The sequence below is a fragment of the Roseobacter ponti genome (assembly GCF_012932215.1).
GTDB lineage: Bacteria > Pseudomonadota > Alphaproteobacteria > Rhodobacterales > Rhodobacteraceae > Roseobacter > Roseobacter ponti.
The window spans coordinates 3,581,524-3,600,069 of sequence record NZ_CP048788.1 but is presented as its reverse complement, the minus strand read 5'-3'; the positions used below and the strand labels follow the sequence as shown (position 1 = coordinate 3,600,069).

Sequence of the window (18,546 nt, the reverse complement as noted above, 5' to 3'; positions counted from 1 at the left end):
TATCCGTCACACCCTACAAGGCCCGAACGTGCAGAACCAGACGGCAGATGTAACCTGGAAAAGCGGGCAGGTGCCTGTTTCCGGTCGGTTCGATGATCCCTATTTCAGTCTGGAAAACGGGCTGGAGGAAACCCGGCATGTGTTTCTGGCGGGAAACGATCTGCCCGGGCGGTTTGACGGGCCCGTCCACATTGCGGAACTGGGCTTTGGCACCGGGCTGAACTTTCTCACGACTGTCCTTGAATGGCAGGCGGCGGGCGAGCAGGCACCTCTGACGTTCACCAGCTTCGAAGCTTTCCCCCTTGATGCCGAAGATATGGCCCGCGCGCTTGGTGCTTTTAATGCTTTCGCGTCGCTGGGGCCGGCACTGGTGCGGCACTGGGACCCGACCGGCGGACCGGTGAAATTTCTGCCTGGCGTGACGCTGACGGTTCTGCCCGGAGACGCGCGGGTTCAGGTCCCGGCGTGGAGCGGGATGGCCGATGCTTGGTATCTCGACGGTTTTTCGCCGGCCAAAAACCCCGAGCTCTGGGACGCGGATCTGATGCAGGCCGTGGCCGCGCACACCGCGCCCGACGGTTCCTTTGCTACGTACACGGCTGCGGGGTTTGTACGGCGCGGTCTCGAAAATGCCGGGTTTTCGGTGCAGCGCGTACCGGGATACGGGCGAAAACGGCATATGTCGCGTGGCGTGCTGGCACCATGAGCCAGCCGGATAATCTGCGTCTTGGCATCATTCTGATGGTCGTGACGACCTTCGTCTTTGCGGTGCAGGACGGTCTCTCGCGGCATCTGGCAGCGGAATACAATGTCATGATGGTGGTGATGATCCGTTACTGGTTTTTCGCCGCCTTTGTGATCAGCATTGCGCGGCGCAAAGCCGGTGGTCTGCGCGAGGCCGCCCGGACATCGCAGCCTGTCGTACAGGCGTTCCGGGGGTTTTTGCTGGCGGCGGAAATCTGCGTTATGGTGGCGGCCTTTACTCTGCTGGGACTGGTGGAGAGCCACGCTGTTTTCGCATGTTATCCTCTGCTGGTCGCGGCATTGTCGGGCCCGGTTCTGGGGGAAAAGGTCGGCTGGCGCCGCTGGGCTGCGATTGCCGTGGGTTTTGTCGGTGTGATCATCATTCTGCAGCCGGGATACGGTGTCTTTGATCCGGCAGCGGTTGTGCCGCTCATGGCCGCGTCAATGTTTGCGCTTTACGGGTTGCTCACACGTTTCGTCGCGCGACGCGACAGTACCGCGACCAGCTTCTTCTGGACCGGGACGACGGGGGCTGTTGCCATGACTGCGGCGGGGGTTTGGTACTGGGAGCCGATGGTCATCATCGACTGGATCTGGATGGCCATGCTCTGCGTGACCGGGGCAACCGGGCACTGGATGCTGATCCGCTGCTATGAGGTTGCAGAAGCCAGTGCGGTGCAGCCTTTTGCATACTTTCAGCTTGTCTTTGCCGCCTCGATGGGGGTGCTGGTGTTTGGCGAAACGATCCGCCCCAACGTCGCCCTTGGTGTGGCGATCATCGTGTCCGCGGGTCTATTCACCCTGTGGCGCGAACGACAGCAGCGTTGATCCGGTCAGCTCTTCGGAAAAGGGTACAGGCATCGGGTCTTTGCCCAGCGTCGCGCGGTAAATCGGCAGGCTTTCAGTTACCCGCATCACATAGTTACGGGTTTCGCGAAACGGTATGTGTTCGATCCAGTCCACGACATCGATCTGTCCGCGCCGCGGATCGCCGAAGATCTGCATCCAGCTGTCGGGTCGACCCGGACCCGCATTATAGCCTGCGGACATCATCACCACATTGCCCCGGAACCGTCCGGCGAGCATGGAGAGATAGGCCGCGCCAAGCTCGGCGTTGTACTCCGGGTCGCTGATCATGCGTTCTGTGCTGTGACCGGCGAGACGGCCGAGACGTTTTGCAACTTCGCGGCCCGTGGCCGGCATAACCTGCATCAGGCCTCGCGCGCCCACACCGCTTTGTACCCCGGGATCAAATTCACTTTCCCGACGGGCAATCGCCAGCACCATCTCCGGCGCCATCGGCAGCTTCTGTTCCGCGACGGGGTGCAGCGGATAGTATCCGCCCGGAATGACTACCGCGCGACTTGCAGTGCGTTTACCAATCATGACAGCGAGGTGCGGGTGCCCGGCATCAAGTGCTGCCTGCGCCAGAAGACCGGCTTCGTTGCGGTCAAGGCTTTCGGCAAGGTGAGTCCAGAACCGCTCAGCGAGATTAATCTCGCCGGAGGCCTGCAGCAGCAGCCCGGCACGAAAGACCGGGTTCTGTGAGATAGGTGATCTGCGCCAGTCGCCTGTTGCAGGCTCACCGGCAAGGTCCATGTCAAAAGGAATGCCGGCGCGTTCCGCCGCCAGAAGCCCGTAAAATGAGGTCTGAAACCGGGCCGCACCGGTATAGGCCTGATCAGCCGCCGCCACATCACCCAGGGCTTCCAGAGCGCGTCCGCGCCAGTAACCTGACCGACCTTTGGAGATCGGCGATCGCACAGCGGCATCATGGTTGCGGAAATGCTGAAGCGCTGTTTCCGGCTCATCAAGTTTATGCAGCGCAATATAGCCGGAAAGCCACTCCAGATCCGCGTAATCGGACCCCTGTGTGAGAAAATGCCGCGAGGCGATTTCATAGGCCACTTCCGGATCACCCGTGCGCATTTCCGCACGCGCCATTGAACGACGTCTGCTGGCCCATTCGCCGGGGCGTCCCAGCGCTTCTGCACTCACAGATGTCGCGCGCAGCATCTCTCTTGCGTCATTTGTCCGTCCTTTGCGCGCGCGCCAGATGAACCGGTCATACTGCAGCCCGGGATCGGTCGCGTATTTTGCCGGCACCTTTTCAATCAGGGTATCCACGCCCTTTTCACCGGCTCTGAGGGCGATCCTTGCGCGGGCTACGGCAACAGCGGCGGGCGAGGCCAGATCGAACATCCGGCGGGCATTTTCATACACCCCGCGCCAGAGCATCGCATCGAGCCTCGCGTCGTGATGGCCTTTGAGAAATGCACCATGCGCCTGAAGAAAGCGGGACTGCTCACTTTTGCCCATCGGGAAATTCAGCCATGCATTCAGAACCATCGCCTGTGCTTCATCGCTGCGGCCTGTTTCCGTGAGGCGCGCGCTGTAGGCGAGTACGCCGCCGGCGGTCTGAGGTGGCATCTGCGCAAAGAATGCTGAAACCGCAGCATCACCGGCGCGGATCACCGATTGTTCGGACTGCTTGCGCAGATAGCGCTCTCCGGGCCAGTCGGGCCGGCGCGCCAGAAAGTCACGCACTTCGGTCCAGGAGCCCTGGCCGTCGCGCAGCCGGATCCATTCGACTATATCTGCCGCAATTTCGCCATCTTTCGCGGCCACCCGTGAGGCACCGCTCCAGTCGCCCTGGCGCAGCGCGTCAAAGGCGACGCTCAGCGGGCGCGGGCGTTCGGCGAGGGCCGGCAAAGCCAGCGCAAAAAGAAGAACAATGGTCGACAGCGCGCGTGTGATCACTTGCATTTCCCGACGTTTGAAGGCTAGAGCCTCTGATACATACATCTGCATAGCGCGGGATCAAATCACGATCTTGCTGAAAAGATGTTAAAACCAGGCCATTTGCCGGCCACAATATAAAGGAGCGTGAAAATGTTCAAAGGCTCGATGCCTGCCCTCGTCACGCCGTTTCGGAACGGCGAGCTGGATCTGGATACGCTGAAGAAACTCGTCGAATGGCATATCGGTGAAGGCAGTAACGGCCTTGTCCCCGTGGGGACGACCGGTGAAAGCCCAACCCTGAGCCACCGTGAACATGAAACCGTGGTCGAAGAAGTCGTCAAAGCTGCAGCGGGCCGCATTCCGGTCATTGCGGGCGCCGGCTCAAACAATACGACCGAAGCGATGCGCCTCGCTCAGCACGCGGAAAAGGTCGGTGCGGATGCGATTCTCGTGGTCACGCCCTATTACAACAAACCCACGCAGTCCGGTCTGATCGCGCATTTCACTGCGATCCACGACTGCTGTGAACTGCCGGTCATCATTTACAACATTCCCGGCCGGTCCGTGGTGGACATGAAACCGGACACCATGGGGCGGCTTGCTGAACTGCCGCGCATTGTCGGGGTCAAAGATGCCACCGGCGATCTGGCGCGGGTCTGTGATCAGCGGATGACCTGCGGCGCGGATTTCATCCAGCTCTCGGGCGAGGATGCCACAGCACACGGGTTTAACGCGCAGGGTGGGGTCGGCTGCATTTCGGTCACCGCCAATGTCGCACCAAAGATGCTGAGTGAGATGCAGGCCTCCTGCCTTTCGGGGGACTATGGACGCGCGCTGGAAATCCAGGACCGGCTGATGCCGCTGCACAAGGCGATCTTTACCGAACCGGGGCTCGTCGGTGTGAAATATGCCATGTCGCGGCTTGATCTCTGCTCTGAGGAGGTGCGCCTGCCGCTGACGGGCCTCTCGGATGCCACGCGCGCGCTGGTCGATGATGGTCTGCGTCACGCGGGGCTGATGAACTGAAAAGACAGGGGCGGGATCATCCCGCCCTTTGTATTTCAGGCGTTGACCCTGATGCCGCGGGCTTCCAGAATTGCCGGATGCTCAGCAACCGGGAGAAACGCCTGTGAACATCCTGCCAGTGATTGACGACAGCACCGCGGAACTGCAGGAGATTTACCGCGATCTGCACGCACATCCCGAGATCGGCTTTGAGGAAAAACGCACCAGCGGCGTTGTGGCGCGGTTGCTGGAAAGCTATGGCGTTGATGAACTGCACACCGGAATTGCCGGTACAGGTGTGGTGGCGATTGTGCGCGGCAAAGGGCAGGGCAACCGATGCGTCGGGCTGCGTGCGGATATGGATGCGCTGCCGATCACCGAAGCAACGGGCCTGCCGCATGCCTCGTCAAACGACGGTGTGATGCACGCCTGCGGGCACGACGGACACACCACGATGCTGCTCGGGGCGGCAAAACACCTGACGGCCACGCGCGATTTTGACGGAACAGCGGTGCTGATCTTTCAGCCCGCCGAAGAGGGCCTTGGCGGGGCGCGCGGCATGATCGCTGACGGACTTTTCGAACGGTTCCCCTGTGATGAGATTTACGGGATGCATAATTATCCGGACGGCAATCCGGGCAGGTTCGGTATTCGTGCCGGCGCCGCCATGGCGGGGGCCGCGTTTTTCGACATCACCGTGCAGGGCCACGGCAGCCACGCCGCCCACCCCGAAGACAGCCGCGACGCACTGATGATCGCGGCGAGCCTGACCACAGAGCTCAACACCATCGTGGCGCGAAACATCAGCCCGCTGGAGACCTGCGTGCTGTCGGTCACGAAACTCAACGCCGGCAGCGCATATAACGTGGTGCCGGGCGTGGCGACGCTGGCGGGCACGATCCGCTATTTTAAAGATGACGTTTATGCCCGCGCGGCGGGGCGCCTGCAGGCGCTTTGCGATGGCTTTGCGACGGCCCACGGGGTCGAAATTACGCTCGATCTGCGCAACGTTTTTGATGTGCTCGTGAATGACGCGGATCTGTCGGTGGCGTATCTGGAGGCGGCGACAGATATTGTGGGCGCTGAAAACGTCACTGACGCGGAAGACCCGACAACCGGTTCAGAGGATTTTGCCGATATGCTGCGGGTCGTGCCGGGCGCCTACTGCAGCCTCGGGCACAGCGGCACGCTGCCGCTGCACAACCCCGGTTTCGTGCTGGGCGAGGAGATCCTGCCCGTTGGAGCCTCGATCATGGCGCGTCTGGTGGAGCGCCGCCTGCCGCTCTGAGGGCGGCGCTCAGCGCTTGCCGTAGTAAAGCCCCACCACATGCTCCGCCTCAGCGAAGAAGAGCCAGCGCGCGGTCAGAACACCCGCCACATGGCTGATCACCGCGAGCAGCGCAAAGAAATGGTTGAACGGCAGGATCAGCAGCAGGAACGGAACGCCGACCATCAGCACCAGAGAAATAAGCCGGAGTTTCTGGCTGTGTTTGCGCCCGATCTCATGCACGAACTCGCGCAGCAGGTAGTTGGTGCCGGTATGCGGCGGCTCAAACGAGCGCACGGATCCTGCTTCACCGAGCCCGGTTGCGGTTTTGAGACTGGTGCCGGATGCCTCCAGCGCCCTGTCGCCCATGATCCAGGTCAGCCCCTGAACAACGCCGGCGACGACCAGCAGGATAAGGGCCGCCTGAACCTGTCCGGAGAGCAGCGCACCACCGGCAAGCGAAAGGACGAGGAACTTCACCGGCGTGATGCTCATGTTCCAGCGCGGGATGGTTTTGAGCTGTGTATAGATCATCGAGGTGGTGAAAACCGTGGCCAGCGAGAACAGAGCACCAAGGATGCCCAGCAGCGCGATGCGGGTGTCCGCAAAAACCAGACCGGCGGCATAGAGACCCATCAGAACCAGCGCACCGACAGCGCACCATGCCTCACGGCTGAGCCAGCTGGAGCGCCACTGGGTGAAGGCTTTGATCGCGCGTTCAGGCCGTCCGAGGTGAAAGGTCGAGGCCAGCAGGCCGCCCACGGCCATGGCATAGGCAATCGCGAAAAAGACGAATGCCGTCCAGCCGGTGACCGCCGGGTAACCAAGGCCCAGCCAGACCAGCAGGCCAAAGCCCAGTCCACTGAAAGTGGTGAAGAAGATAACAGAAGGTGCAGGATGCATCAGATTTTCTCCAGCGCTTTGTCGAGCCAGCCCAGAAAGCCCTTGGGCTCATGCGCCACCGGTTCGAGGAAGGGGGCGAGCACGTCAAATTCAGGCATCGCGTCCTTGGGCCGGGGCGGCAGGTATTTGTTGACGGGTTTTGTGCCCTGTTCAGGCATCAGATCCATGCCGCCGCGGTCGGCGACAAGTTTGCTCACGTCGCTGTCGGGATCACCCAGATCGCCGAAGTGGCGCGCGTTCGACGGGCAGGTGCGCACGCAGGCGGGCTGGCGGTCTTCCTCGGGTAGGTTTTCGTTATAGATGCGGTCCACGCAGAGTGTGCATTTCTTCATCACACCTTCGGCCTGATCGAGCTCACGCGCACCATAAGGGCAGGCCCAGGCGCAGAGCCCGCAACCGATACAATCGCTCTCGTTGACCAGCACGATGCCGTCTTCGACACGTTTGTAGCTGGCGCCGGTCGGGCAGACCGTGACACAGGGCGCATCCTCGCAGTGCAGGCAGGATTTGGGGAAGTGGATGAGCTGTGCGGCGCCTGCCTCGGGCTGCACCTCATAAGAGTGCACGCGGTTGAGAAAGGTGCCGCTGTTGTCTGCGCCGTACGCGTTCTGGTCACTGAGCGGCGCGCCGTAGTTTTCGGTGTTCCATCCTTTGCAGGAGATCACACAGGCATGGCAGCCGACACATGTATCAAGGTCAATCACGAGGCCCAGTTTGCGGTCGGTCGAGGTTGGCAGGGAGGTCATGAGCGGCTCCTGTTCGGGAAGGTCGGCGGGGCGATTGTCTGTGGCGTGTCAAACGGCCTGTCGGGAAGAGGTCTGCGTTCCCGGGGGCGCTGCCCCCGGACCCCCGGGATATTTTCGAGCCAGAGAAGTGGCGCGGTCATTTGCCGACTTTCCATGTCAGGTTCTTCGGGCCTTTTCCGACGGATGATTTTATCGGCGGGAATTCTGGTTTTGCTTCATCGGGGGTGGCCGCTTTGGTGATCCGGACTTTGAGGTCGAACCAGGCGGCCTGGCCGGTGATCGGATCGGAATTGGCCCACCGCAGCCCGTCGCCTTTGGGCGGCAGCAACTCGTGGATGAGGTGGTTTAGCAGGAAGCCGCGGGTAGCTTCGGGGGCGTTTTCCTCAAGCGCCCAGGCACCTTTGCGTTTGCCGATAGCGTTCCAGGTCCAGACGGTGTTTTCGTTGAGCGCCGCCATCTCAAGCACCGGCACCGTTATCTCACCATGCGGTGAGGTGACTGTCGCCCAGTCGCCGTCGGAGAGATCATTTTCGCGCATCAGCTTTGTCGGCAGATACAGTGGATTATGGCCGTGCAGTTGCCTGAGCCAGGCGTTCTGTGAACCCCAGGAGTGGTACATCGCCATCGGGCGCTGCGTGAGAGCCGTGACGGGGAATTCATCGGCACGGTTCTCCTCTTCGCAGGAATACCAGATCGGCAGCGGTGACATCGTGTCGATGATGCGCTGGCGCAGGTGATCGGGCGGCTGGCGGTCGCCGTGGCCTTCGGCGGCGAGCTGGAATTTCCGCATCGGCTCGACATAGAGCGAGAAAAGATAGGGCGTTGGTTTATCGTAGAGGCCCATTTCCACCGCCCAGTCCTGATAGGCGGTGTTCCAGGGTTTGTAGTAATTTGACCCCTGCGGGATGTGTTCAACGAAGAAGCCACCGTTTTCGATGTACTGCTCAAGCTGGCGCGGGTTGACCTCGCCGCGGCCTGATTTATCGCCGTTCGCCCCCCGGAACCCGGCCAGCGGGCCGATGCCTGGCCGGCGTTCGTGGTTGACGATGTAATCGCCGTAATCGGCGTATTTCTGGCTGCCGTCCTCATTGGTAAAGCCGGGCAGTTTCAGCATGGCCCCCAGCTCGCAGAGCATCGACTGGAACCCTTTCACGTCGCGATCGGGCATTATCACCGGCCAGCGGATAGCATCAGCAGCAGCATCGGCCTCGCAGATCGGTCGATCCAAAAGCGAGATGCAGTCGTGGCGTTCGAGATAGGTTGTATCGGGCAGGATCAGATCAGAATAGGCAACCATTTCAGAGCTGTAGGCATCAGAATAGATGATCTTCGGGATCACATATTCGCCGTTCTCATCCTTGTCGGTCAGCATGTCGATCACGCCGCGCGTATTCATCGACGAGTTCCACGACATGTTTGCCATATACATGAACAGCACGTCGATTTTATAGGGATCGCCGGCCCAGGCGTTAGAAATCACCATATGCATGAGCCCGTGGCTCGACATCGGGTTTTCCCAGGTGAAGGCCTTGTCGATGCGCGCGGGCGTGCCGTCTTCGCGCAGGGCAAGATCCTCGGGGCCGTGGGTGAAGCCCAGATGCGGGCCGTTGAGCGGTGCGCCTGCATTCATGCCAACATGCGGTTTGGGGTGGGCGGTCGCGGGCTTGGGATAGGGCGGCTTGAAGCGGAAGCCGCCGGGTACCTCGACCGTGCCGAGGATGATCTGCAGCGTGTGCAGCGCGCGGCAGGTCTGAAACCCGTTGGCATGCGCAGAGATGCCACGCATCGAATGAAAAGAGACCGGACGGCCCACCATCGTTTCGTGCTTTTCACCGCGGAAATCGGTCCAGGGCTGATCAAGCTCAAAGCTTTCTTCGAAGGCCACGCGCGCAAGCTCTGCCGCGATCGCGCGGATGCGTCTGGCGGGAATGCCACAGCGGTCGGCCACATTCTCCGGCGCGTAGTCATCGGAGAGATACATATCGGCCATTTTGTGAAAGACCGGCCGGTGCGTAACGCCGGCCTCGCGATGGGTTGCAGAGAGGTCAGGTTTGACGCCGGGCTGATCGAAAGGTGTCAGTTTGCCGGTCACTCGATCGATGACAAGCTCTTTGCCGTTCTCGTCGCGCATCAGCAGGCCGTATTCAGGGGACTTTTCGTCTTCATTCACCAGAACGGGGGCGTTGGTGTATTGCGCCAGATAATTCAGATCGATTTTGCCGGCCTTCATCAGGCAGTGGACCATTGCCAGAATAAAGAGCCCGTCGGTGCCCGGCGTGATGCCGACCCAGTCATCGGCCACAGCATTATACCCGGTGCGGATTGGGTTCACGCCGATCACCCGGGCGCCGCGCTTTTTGATCTTGCCGATCCCCATTTTGATCGGGTTGCTGTCGTGATCCTCGGCCACGCCGAAAAGCATGAAAAGCTTTGTGTGATCCCAGTCAGGCTGGCCGAATTCCCAGAAGGCGCCGCCCATCGTGTAGATGCCTGCCGCTGCCATATTGACCGAGCAGAAGCCGCCGTGGGCCGCATAATTCGGTGTGCCGTAGTTCTGCGCCCAGAAGGACGTGAAAGACTGTGACTGATCGCGCCCGGTGAAAAACGCGAGTTTGGAGGGGTCTTTTTTGCGCACCGGTTCCAGCCAGTCGGTGGCAATCTTCAGCGCCTCATCCCATTCGATTTCTTCGAACTCGCCCGATCCGCGCTCGCCCACGCGTTTGAGTGGTTTGCGCAGACGCGAGGGTGCGTTGACCTGCATGATGCCGGCGGACCCCTTGGCACAGAGCACACCCTGGTTGACCGGATGATCCTTGTTGCCCTCGATGTAGGCGACCTTTCCGTCTTTCATGTGCACGTTGATCCCGCAGCGGCAGGCGCACATGTAACAGGTGGTTTTGCGCACCTCGTCAGAGACTTTCGGGCTCAGGTCGATCACCGGCTGGTTCATAGAAAGTCTCCTCGGAAGTTAGCGCGCGACCTGAAGGACGGTCACAGCAATCATATTGGTCACATCCGCGGCCGTGCAGCCACGCGAAAGATCATTGGCAGGTTTTGACAGCCCCTGCAGCACCGGGCCGATTGCATCCGCACCGCCGATGCGCTGTGCAATCTTATAGCCGATATTGCCGGCGTCGAGATTGGGAAAAATCATCACATTAGCCTCGCCCGCCACGGATGAGCCTTTGGCCTTGGAGGCGGCGACCTGCGGCACGAAGGCTGCATCGAACTGCAACTCACCATCGGCTCTGAGACCTGGATGATTTTCTTTCAGGAGGGCAGCGGCGGCGGCCACTTTGCTGACCGACGAATGCCGCGCTGACCCGTGTGTGGAAAAGGACAGAAGCGCTACCACAGGCTCTGTCTCAAGAAGCGCGCGACAGGAGGCGGCAGAGGCCACGGCAATCGCCGCGAGCTCTTCGGACGTGGGGTCAATTACCAGCCCGCAATCGCCGAAGATCATACCATCGCGTCCCGAGGGGTGATTTTCCGGCAGGGCCATCAGGAAAAAGCTGGATACCAGTGGCGCCTCTTTTGCCTTGCCGATGATCTGCAGGGCGGCGCGTACCGTGTCGGATGTGGTTGCAACAGCGCCGCCGACGGTGCCGTCTGCATGGCCTTCGCGCACCATCAGTGCCGAAAAGACCAGCGGCTTGCGCACCTCGGATTCGGCAATCTCGGGGGTGACGCCTTTATGTTTCCGGAGCTCGTAAAAGGCCGACGCCAGACTGGCGCTGAGTGCGGAGGTCTCCGGGTCTTCGATCTGTAACGCGGGATTGTTAATCTCGCCTGCGGCGACCAGGGCAGCGGCCACTCTGTCCTGCGGGCCGACCAGTGTGATCCGGGCGGTTCCGGTTTTCACGGCGGCAACTGCGCCGGCCACGACCCGAGGGTCGTGGCCTTCGCTCATCACGATATGGGCAGGCCGGGCGCTTGCGCGGGTCGAAAGATCGCGCAGAACGCTCATGGCCTGTCCTTCTGTTTTATGCGGATGCTGATCTGCACCCGGTCTTAAACGGTCTGTGCCCGCATGTCGTCTTTGCTGATACCAGCAACCGCAACAGGCTTTTTCATCGCATCACGGCGGAACGGGTCGCCGAGTTCCTGGTTGATCATTGCCTCGATCAGCGTTGTTACACCGTTTTCCATCTGGTCTTTGATGGCCTGTGCCAGTGCTTCTGTCAGCTCGTCCTGTGTGCGGGCCACCACGCCCTTGAGGCCACAGGCATTCGCGATCCCGGCGTAAGACACATCCTCGTCGAGCTCGGTGCCCACGAAGTTGTCGTCAAACCACAGCGTGGAGTTCCGCTTTTCCGCACCCCACTGGTAGTTGCGGAAGACGATCTGCGTGATCGCCGGCCAGTCGCCGCGACCGATCGCTGTGAGCTCGTTCACCGAGATACCGAACGCGCCGTCGCCGGCGAAGCCCACAACCGGCACATTCGGCTGGCCGATTTTCGCACCGACAATAGAGGGCAGACCGTATCCGCAGGGACCAAAGAGACCGGGCGCCAGATACTTGCGGCTCTCGTTGAACGACGGGTAAGCGTTACCGATCGCACAGTTGTTGCCGATGTCCGACGAGATGATCGCCTCAACCGGCAGAGCGGCCTGAATGGCACGCCACGCCATGCGCGGGCTCATCCAGTCCGGCTTGGCCTTGCGCGCGCGCACGTTCCAGTCGGTGCCGGGGTCGTCCTGCTCCTCGGTCATGGAGGTCAGTTCCTGCGCCCAGGCAGATTTGGTTGTCGCGATCTTGTCTTTGCGCTCGGCGCGGTTGGTATCGCCCGCGTCATCGGAGAGTTTATCGGTGATGCCCTGCGCGACTTTGGCCGCGTCGCCCACGATGCCAACGGTGACCTTTTTGGTCAGGCCGATGCGGTCGGGGTTGATATCTACCTGGATGATTTTGGCATCCGTTGGCCAGTAGTCGATGCCATAACCGGGCAGCGTGGAGAAGGGGTTGAGGCGTGTGCCAAGGCACAGAACTACATCCGCCTGGCTGATCAGCTGCATACCCGCCTTGGAGCCGTTATAGCCCAGCGGCCCGGCAAAGAGCGGGTGGTTGCCGGGGAAGGCGTCGTTGTGCTGATACCCCACACAAACGGGGGCATCGAGACGCTCGGCCAGCGCTTTGGAGGCTTCAATGCCACCTTTCGACAGCACCGCACCGGCGCCGTTCAGAATGACCGGGAATTTCGCGTTGCTCAGCAGCTCAGCGGCTTTGGAAACAGCGCCTTCGCCGCCCTGGGGTAGTTCAAAATCAACGATTGCCGGCAGTTCGATATCGACAACCTGGGTCCAGAAATCGCGCGGGATGTTGATCTGCGCCGGGCCGGAAGCGCGTTTGGCCTGCATGATCACCCGGTTCAGCGTTTCGGCGATCCGTGTCGGGTCGCGGACTTCTTCCTGATACGCCACGCAATCGGCGAAAAGGTTCATCTGTTCCATTTCCTGAAAACCGCCCTGGCCGATTGTCTTGTTCGCCGCCTGCGGTGTGACCAGCAGCACGGGCGTGTGGTTCCAGTACGCCGTTTTAACCGCCGTCACGAAGTTGGTGATGCCCGGGCCGTTCTGCGCGATCATCATGCACATCTTGCCGGTGGCGCGGGTATAGCCGTCCGCCATCATGCCGCCGGTGGTCTCATGGGCGCAGTCCCAGAACTTGATCCCGGCGTCCGGGAAGATGTCTGAAATCGGCATCATCGCGGATCCGATAATGCCGAAGGCGTTATCGATGCCGTGCATCTGCAGCGTTTTTACGAAGGCTTCTTCGGTCGTCATTTTCATGGCGGGTGCTCCTTGGGGCTGGGTTGGCGATTCTTGGTTTGGGATGACAGTAGTGTGAAGGGCGGGCTGGTGTTAGGGCCAGATCAGCCTGCGGTTAAGGCCAGGCCGGCCATCTCCTGTATTTCGCTGGCGACCAGTGCGACGCCGCTGGCGATGCGCTGGACAGGGATGGAGGAATAGGCAAGCCGGTAAAAGCCCGTGGGCTGTTCGGGGCCTGAAAAGAACGAGTGCCCGGGCTCGATGAGAACGCCGCGGGCCTGCAGGCGCCGCGCAAGTTCCCGGGTGTCGACGCCGGCGGGTGCCTGCATCCAGAAAGAAGAGCCGCCGTTGGCTCCCTGACCGGAGATCTGCAGACCGTTGCGGGCGATTGCATCAGCCATGACCTCGCGGCGCTCATGCAGGGTGCTGCCCATCCGGCGGATGAGCGCATCATGATGGCCGAGCGACAGAAAATACGCCGCCGTGCGCTGCACATGTCCGGGCGGGTGGCGCAGCACGGAAGCCCGCAGGGCGCGGGCCTCGCGGATAAAGGGCTCCGAGCCCACCAGATACCCCAGCCGCAGCCCCGGAAAGAGCGACTTGGAAAAGCTGCCGACATAGATCACCCGCCCGTCGGTATCGAGGCTCTTGAGCGCGGGCGACGGGCTGCGCAGAAAGGACATTTCGAACTCGTAATCATCCTCGACGATCAGCGCATCCATGCCGGCGGCCCGGCGCAGCAGCTCATGGCGCCGGTGCATGGGCATCGTCCCGGTGGTCGGACACTGGTGGCTGGGCGTGGTGAAGATCACATCGGTGTCGGGCGGAATGGCATCGGGGGGCATGCCGTCGGCGTCCACCCGCACCGGCGTCACATGACAGCGCGACTGCGACAGAATATCGCGAAGTGCATGATAACAGGGGTCTTCGAGGGCCGCACGACGCCTTTGCGTCAACAGAACCTGGGTTGTGAGCCAGAGCGCGTTCTGCGCCCCGAGCGTGATCAGGATCTGTTCGGGGCGGGCGGTGATACCGCGCCGGGGCAGAGTGTGGCGCGCGATAAATTCGATGAGCTGCGGGTCGTCCTGATCGTAGTAATCCGTGGTCAGCGCGGTGAAATCTTTTTGCCCGAGCGCCTTCAGGGCACAGATGCGCCAGTTCGCATGATCAAAGAGCGTCGGATCGGCCTGTCCATAGATAAAAGGATAGCGGTATCCGGCCCAGTCCGCGGGCTTGCGCGGCATGTCACCACCGGAAAACCGCTGTCCGATGGCGCGGGTCCAGTCCACGCCATCCGTGCCGGCCCGCGTCGGTTCAAAAGCCGGCGGAACGGGCGCGTTTTCAGAAACGTAATAGCCTGAACGACCGCGCGATGAGAGGTAATCATTTGCCAGAAGCTCGGTGTAGGCGATGGTCACCGTAATCCGGCTGACCCCCAGATGGGCCGCGAGCTTGCGCGTTGACGGCAGCTTTTCTCCGCGCAGAAACCTGCCCGACAGAATGCCCTGTGCAATCATCTGCTGGATCTGCGACTGCAGCGTGCCCTGAGCATCAGGGTGCAGAAAAAAGGTTTCAACGGGCAGGGCCATATCTCAAGCCTATACTGGACTTATGCGGCTGACAATCTGGCTCTATCGATAGGGGAATATGGTAAAAATTGCACGGGATAACAAAGTGTTAGACTGTCGTAAACAGCAATTATTGAAACCAAGAGTATCAATAATACGCATATCTGCAAGAAGAATCACCGGATGGGGCATGCACAGTACGTGCACAGTACGTGCACAGACTGTGCACAGGCTGTGCACCGGTCTGTCACATCATCCGGTATTTACCGCCTTCTGCAACCCTTGCGGGCCTGAACGCCACAGACGGAGGAGACCGGCGATGCCACCACGGGGTAAGGACGACGCGCGACTGAAGCTGCTCTATGAACTGGAGGCCCTGCAGGACGATCTCAGCACGCAATGGCTGGATCAGAGCCTGCCGGACGACTGGAGCGGGCTCGACTGGCATGCGCCGGTCGCCCCGCACCGGACCCGCGTCACCTTGCGGCTGGACAGCGATATGCTGCGCTGGTTCCGGAAACTGGGACCGGGATATCAGGCGCGGCTGAACCAGGTGCTGCGGATTTACTGGATGGCGCTGGTGGCCGGACACATCAAAGGTTTTCCGTCAGACGACACGGTGCCGCGCCTGCTCATTGAGGCCCGTCGTATCCGGGAAGAAAACGCAGCGCGCCGTGGCGAAACACTTTAACGGGTGCGACACCGTTCAGTCGCGGTCGCGCTGATCCATCGTCAGGACCGCTGTGCCGTCCGCATCGCTGAGGGTCAGGGACGCGCCATCGCGGGTAAAAAACCGGGCTGTCGAAAGGGCCTGCATAAAATCAGACTCGCGCCGGGCCACGGGCTCTGCGCAGGCCATCATCGTCGCCGCCGCCGGGCTGAGCAGGATCGCATCGCTCTGTGTGACATAGCGGCCCCGGAATGTGTTGCAGCCACCGTTCCCGAAATAGAGCCCCTCGCCGTCAAACCGGATAAAGACATCTGTTTCAGGCGGCACAGGTGCGCCGGAAAGCTCCTGCGGGGCCCATTCGCTGCCCGGCAGGGGTTCGGCGCGCGCGGGCAGGGCGGCAAGCAGGCTCAGCGCAATTGTGGTGCAGATTGTGGTGGTGGCGCGGGGGGCGGGCATGACACGTCTCCTTACTGGTCGCGCCCAGTCTGGCCCGCCGGGCGCGGCGCTGCAAGGCCCGTCCGGGTCTCAGGTGCGGCGGCACCCCCGCCGGCAGGATGATCTGCCGGCGGGATCGGGTCACATAAAGGCTGTTACGGGCAGGCCGCCGTATAGCGCGTGCCGTCCGGGTTCTGATAGACACAGGATCCGCTGGCGGTGCGTCCGAGATAATTTCCGGCCAGAGCGCCGGCGACGCCACCGACGATCGCGCCTGTTTTGCGGTCCCCGTCGTTCACAGCGGCGCCAAGTGCGGCACCGGCTGTCGCGCCGGCAAGGGTGCTCTGATCCTGGGTGGCGCAGGCGGAAAGGCCCGCAACGAGAGGCAGTGCGATAAACAGTTTCTTCATTACATGTACTCCTTTGCGTAGGGCAGAACGCCGCAGCCGGAGCAAAGTTCCCGTTGATATTCAGGCAGCAAAAAGCCCCGGACGGTGCCGGGGCTTTTTCAGATGTATCTCAGAAAAAGGCCGTATCAGCCAAAGACGCGGGTCAGAGCCTCGTCCACTGCGTGACAGATGTGGTCGATATCGTCCTTTTTCGCGATCAGCGCGGGTGAGAAACAGAGCGTGTTGTTTTTACCCGGCAGGGAGCGGTTGGTCATGCCGATGATCACGCCCTGCTGCATGCAGTCGGCGACGACGGCCTGGACCTGTTTTTCGACCATGGGCTGGCGTGTGTCTCGGTCTTCGACCAGTTCGGCGCCAAGGAAGAGGCCCTTACCGCGCACCTGACCGATGACGGCATGTTTGTCAGCCAGCGCGTTCAGCTGGTCGAGCATGTAATCACCCATGGCGGTGGTGTTGCCCAGCAGATCCTCGTCTTCGATGATCGCCATGTTCTCGAGCCCCGCTGTCGGGCCTGCCGTGCAGCCGCCGAAGGTCGAGATATCGCGGAAGTAATCCATCGGGTCGGAGGCGTCGGTTTTGAAGAGATCAAACACCTTTTCATTTGTCACAAGGCAGGCGATGGCCGCATAGCCGGACGCCACGCCCTTGGCCATGGTCACCATGTCCGGTTCCACGCCGTAGTGCTGGTAGCCGAACCATTTGCCGGTGCGGCCGACACCGCAGACAACCTCGTCGATGTGCAGCAGGATATCGTATTTGCGGCAGATCTCCTGGACGCGCTGCCAGTAACCGTCGGGCGGGACGATAACCCCGCCGCCTGCGGTGACAGGCTCAAGGCAGAGCCCGCCGACAGTGTCGGGGCCCTCGGCGAGGATGACTTTTTCGATCTGGTCCGCGGCCCAGACGCCGTAGTTTTCCTGCGGCGCGCCGTCCTGCTCAAAGGCGCGGTACTCAAGGCAGTGGGGCACGCGCACGAACCCGGGTGTGAAGGGGCCGTACTGCGCGTTGCGTTCGTCCTGGCCACCCGCCGAAAGGGCGGTGATGGTGGTGCCGTGGTAGTCGCGGTCGCGGTAAAGCACCTTGTGCTTTTCGCCGCCGTAGCGTTTGTGGGCGATCTGACGGACCATCTTAAAGGCCTTCTCATTGGCCTCCGAGCCGGAGTTGCAGTAATAGACGCGGCTCAGGCCGGGCATTTTGGAGATCAGTTTTTCCGCAAACATCGAGCCGGGGATTGAGCCTGCGGAGCCGGCAAAGTAGTTCAGCTTTATCAGCTGGTCGCGCACCGCATTGGCGATCCGCTCGCGGCCGTAGCCCACGTTCACCGTCCAGACACCGCCGGAGACCGCATCGAGGTGCTCTTTGCCCTTCTGATCCCAGACTTTCATGCCGCGCCCCTCGACGATGATGCGCGGATCGGTCGTCTCGTAGGGTTTGTGCTGGCTCAGGTGATGCCAGATATGCGCGCGGTCCGCCTCGACGATACGGGAGAGGTCGTTCTCATTGAAATTGCCGTCCATGGGTCAGGCCTTTCTGATTGATTAGAATCAGGTGAAATCGGAGCAGGTACGATCCGGATGACACCGATATGAATGTTTTTCACGCGCCCGAAGTAGGGCCAGATGCCTGACAAACGTAACGCCAGTTTACGGCGATACACAAGTCAGTCAGACGCCATACGCCTGAAAACACCGGGATAACCTCTGATCCGGCAGGTGGCCGCTCATCACCCGGGCAGCTTGCTGCATCCTGCCAGAACCGCGGTCTTCGCGCAACGCGGGTGTCTTTAAGATTAACCGCTTCTGCACCGGATTCCCCGGTCCTTCCGGCATGTCCGGCGGTCCGGTGACCCGGCAGACATACCCCGGAGCCATCGCCCGTGCAGCCGCATACGGTGCCGTTTTCCTGAGAAAACCTCGCAGGGATACCGGATCAGAGTCGTGCCGGTGCCCGGCACCTGGTCTCAACTGGACTCATGCAGGATGCGAAAGTGGTCCTTTAACAGTCGCCGTCAACAACAGCACTATGCGCGCGGGTCGGGTATAATCCTGCTGCGGTGCATCCTGCCGGCCTGCCGGATTTGCATTTCCGGAAACGGACTTTCCGGAGTTCCAAAGCCGCAGAACGGAGTAAGGACGAAATTCAGGCAGTCTCAACCGAATGGCCGGAATGTTTCAATAATGCCCTTGCGGGCAGGAACATTCTGACATTGGATAACCCGGTGCAAAGAAAAATAAGGCGGTGACAAGCCGCCTCGCACCATAAAACAGCCGGCCCGGGAAGGGTCGGG

At 61.2% G+C, this 18,546-nt stretch carries 15 protein-coding genes; 5 read left to right on the top strand and 10 right to left on the bottom strand.

Annotation, left to right across the window (positions count from 1 at the left end; genetic code table 11):
• Positions 1 to 28: 28 nt before the first annotated feature.
• Positions 29 to 706 carry a tRNA (5-methylaminomethyl-2-thiouridine)(34)-methyltransferase MnmC2 gene (gene mnmC2, locus G3256_RS17275; RefSeq protein ID WP_169642004.1) on the top strand — a complete coding sequence of 226 codons (678 nt, stop codon included), beginning with the start codon at positions 29 to 31 and terminating at the stop codon, positions 704 to 706.
• Complete coding sequence (locus tag G3256_RS17270; protein ID WP_169642003.1) at positions 703 to 1,572, top strand: DMT family transporter; 870 nt, start codon at positions 703 to 705, stop codon at positions 1,570 to 1,572. The genes mnmC2 and G3256_RS17270 overlap by 4 nt, the downstream gene beginning before the upstream one ends.
• On the opposite strand, the gene G3256_RS17265 is transcribed toward G3256_RS17270, so the two are convergent.
• Positions 1,537 to 3,510 carry a lytic transglycosylase domain-containing protein gene (locus G3256_RS17265; protein WP_169642002.1) on the bottom strand — a complete coding sequence of 658 codons (1,974 nt, stop codon included), beginning with the start codon at positions 3,508 to 3,510 and terminating at the stop codon, positions 1,537 to 1,539. The genes G3256_RS17270 and G3256_RS17265 overlap by 36 nt on opposite strands.
• Positions 3,511 to 3,636: 126 nt before the next feature.
• On the opposite strand from G3256_RS17265, the gene dapA reads away from it, so the two are divergent.
• Positions 3,637 to 4,512 (top strand): 4-hydroxy-tetrahydrodipicolinate synthase, encoded by an 876-nt coding sequence (dapA, locus tag G3256_RS17260; RefSeq protein ID WP_169642001.1) that lies wholly within the window; start codon positions 3,637 to 3,639, stop codon positions 4,510 to 4,512.
• A 103-nt stretch (positions 4,513 to 4,615) separates the two neighbouring features.
• On the top strand, positions 4,616 to 5,779 hold the full coding sequence (locus G3256_RS17255) for a M20 aminoacylase family protein (protein WP_169642000.1): 1,164 nt from the start codon (positions 4,616 to 4,618) through the stop codon (positions 5,777 to 5,779).
• A gap of 9 nt (positions 5,780 to 5,788) precedes the next feature.
• Here G3256_RS17255 and G3256_RS17250 read toward each other — a convergent pair whose 3' ends face one another.
• The 6 genes from G3256_RS17250 to pdxR all read right to left on the bottom strand — a co-directional run bounded on the left by G3256_RS17250 (position 5,789) and on the right by pdxR (position 14,765).
• On the bottom strand, positions 5,789 to 6,661 hold the full coding sequence (locus tag G3256_RS17250) for a dimethyl sulfoxide reductase anchor subunit family protein (RefSeq protein WP_169641999.1): 873 nt from the start codon (positions 6,659 to 6,661) through the stop codon (positions 5,789 to 5,791).
• Positions 6,661 to 7,407, bottom strand: coding sequence for a 4Fe-4S dicluster domain-containing protein (locus G3256_RS17245; RefSeq protein ID WP_169641998.1), 747 nt, complete (start codon positions 7,405 to 7,407; stop codon positions 6,661 to 6,663). The genes G3256_RS17250 and G3256_RS17245 overlap by 1 nt, the downstream gene beginning before the upstream one ends.
• A 136-nt stretch (positions 7,408 to 7,543) precedes the next feature.
• Complete coding sequence (locus tag G3256_RS17240; protein ID WP_169641997.1) at positions 7,544 to 10,357, bottom strand: molybdopterin oxidoreductase family protein; 2,814 nt, start codon at positions 10,355 to 10,357, stop codon at positions 7,544 to 7,546.
• 18 nt (positions 10,358 to 10,375) lie between these two features.
• Positions 10,376 to 11,374: a phosphate acetyltransferase gene (gene pta / locus G3256_RS17235; protein WP_169641996.1), complete on the bottom strand. Its 999-nt coding sequence runs from the start codon at positions 11,372 to 11,374 to the stop codon at positions 10,376 to 10,378.
• Between the two features lie 44 nt (positions 11,375 to 11,418).
• Complete coding sequence (gene xsc, locus G3256_RS17230; RefSeq protein ID WP_169641995.1) at positions 11,419 to 13,197, bottom strand: sulfoacetaldehyde acetyltransferase; 1,779 nt, start codon at positions 13,195 to 13,197, stop codon at positions 11,419 to 11,421.
• A gap of 83 nt (positions 13,198 to 13,280) precedes the next feature.
• Positions 13,281 to 14,765 carry a MocR-like pyridoxine biosynthesis transcription factor PdxR gene (gene pdxR, locus G3256_RS17225; protein ID WP_169641994.1) on the bottom strand — a complete coding sequence of 495 codons (1,485 nt, stop codon included), beginning with the start codon at positions 14,763 to 14,765 and terminating at the stop codon, positions 13,281 to 13,283.
• A gap of 298 nt (positions 14,766 to 15,063) precedes the next feature.
• Between pdxR and G3256_RS17220 the strand changes: the two genes are divergently transcribed.
• A complete protein-coding gene (locus G3256_RS17220; protein ID WP_169641993.1) occupies positions 15,064 to 15,435 on the top strand; it encodes a BrnA antitoxin family protein in 372 nt (123 codons plus the stop codon).
• A gap of 15 nt (positions 15,436 to 15,450) precedes the next feature.
• Here the strand turns inward: G3256_RS17220 and G3256_RS17215 are convergent, their stop codons facing one another.
• From G3256_RS17215 to G3256_RS17205, 3 genes are all read right to left on the bottom strand, one after another.
• Complete coding sequence (locus G3256_RS17215; RefSeq protein WP_169641992.1) at positions 15,451 to 15,870, bottom strand: META domain-containing protein; 420 nt, start codon at positions 15,868 to 15,870, stop codon at positions 15,451 to 15,453.
• 134 nt (positions 15,871 to 16,004) lie between these two features.
• On the bottom strand, positions 16,005 to 16,259 hold the full coding sequence (locus G3256_RS17210) for a glycine zipper 2TM domain-containing protein (RefSeq protein ID WP_169641991.1): 255 nt from the start codon (positions 16,257 to 16,259) through the stop codon (positions 16,005 to 16,007).
• 125 nt (positions 16,260 to 16,384) lie between these two features.
• Complete coding sequence (locus G3256_RS17205) at positions 16,385 to 17,776, bottom strand: aminotransferase family protein (RefSeq protein WP_169641990.1); 1,392 nt, start codon at positions 17,774 to 17,776, stop codon at positions 16,385 to 16,387.
• Positions 17,777 to 18,546: the final 770 nt, after the last annotated feature.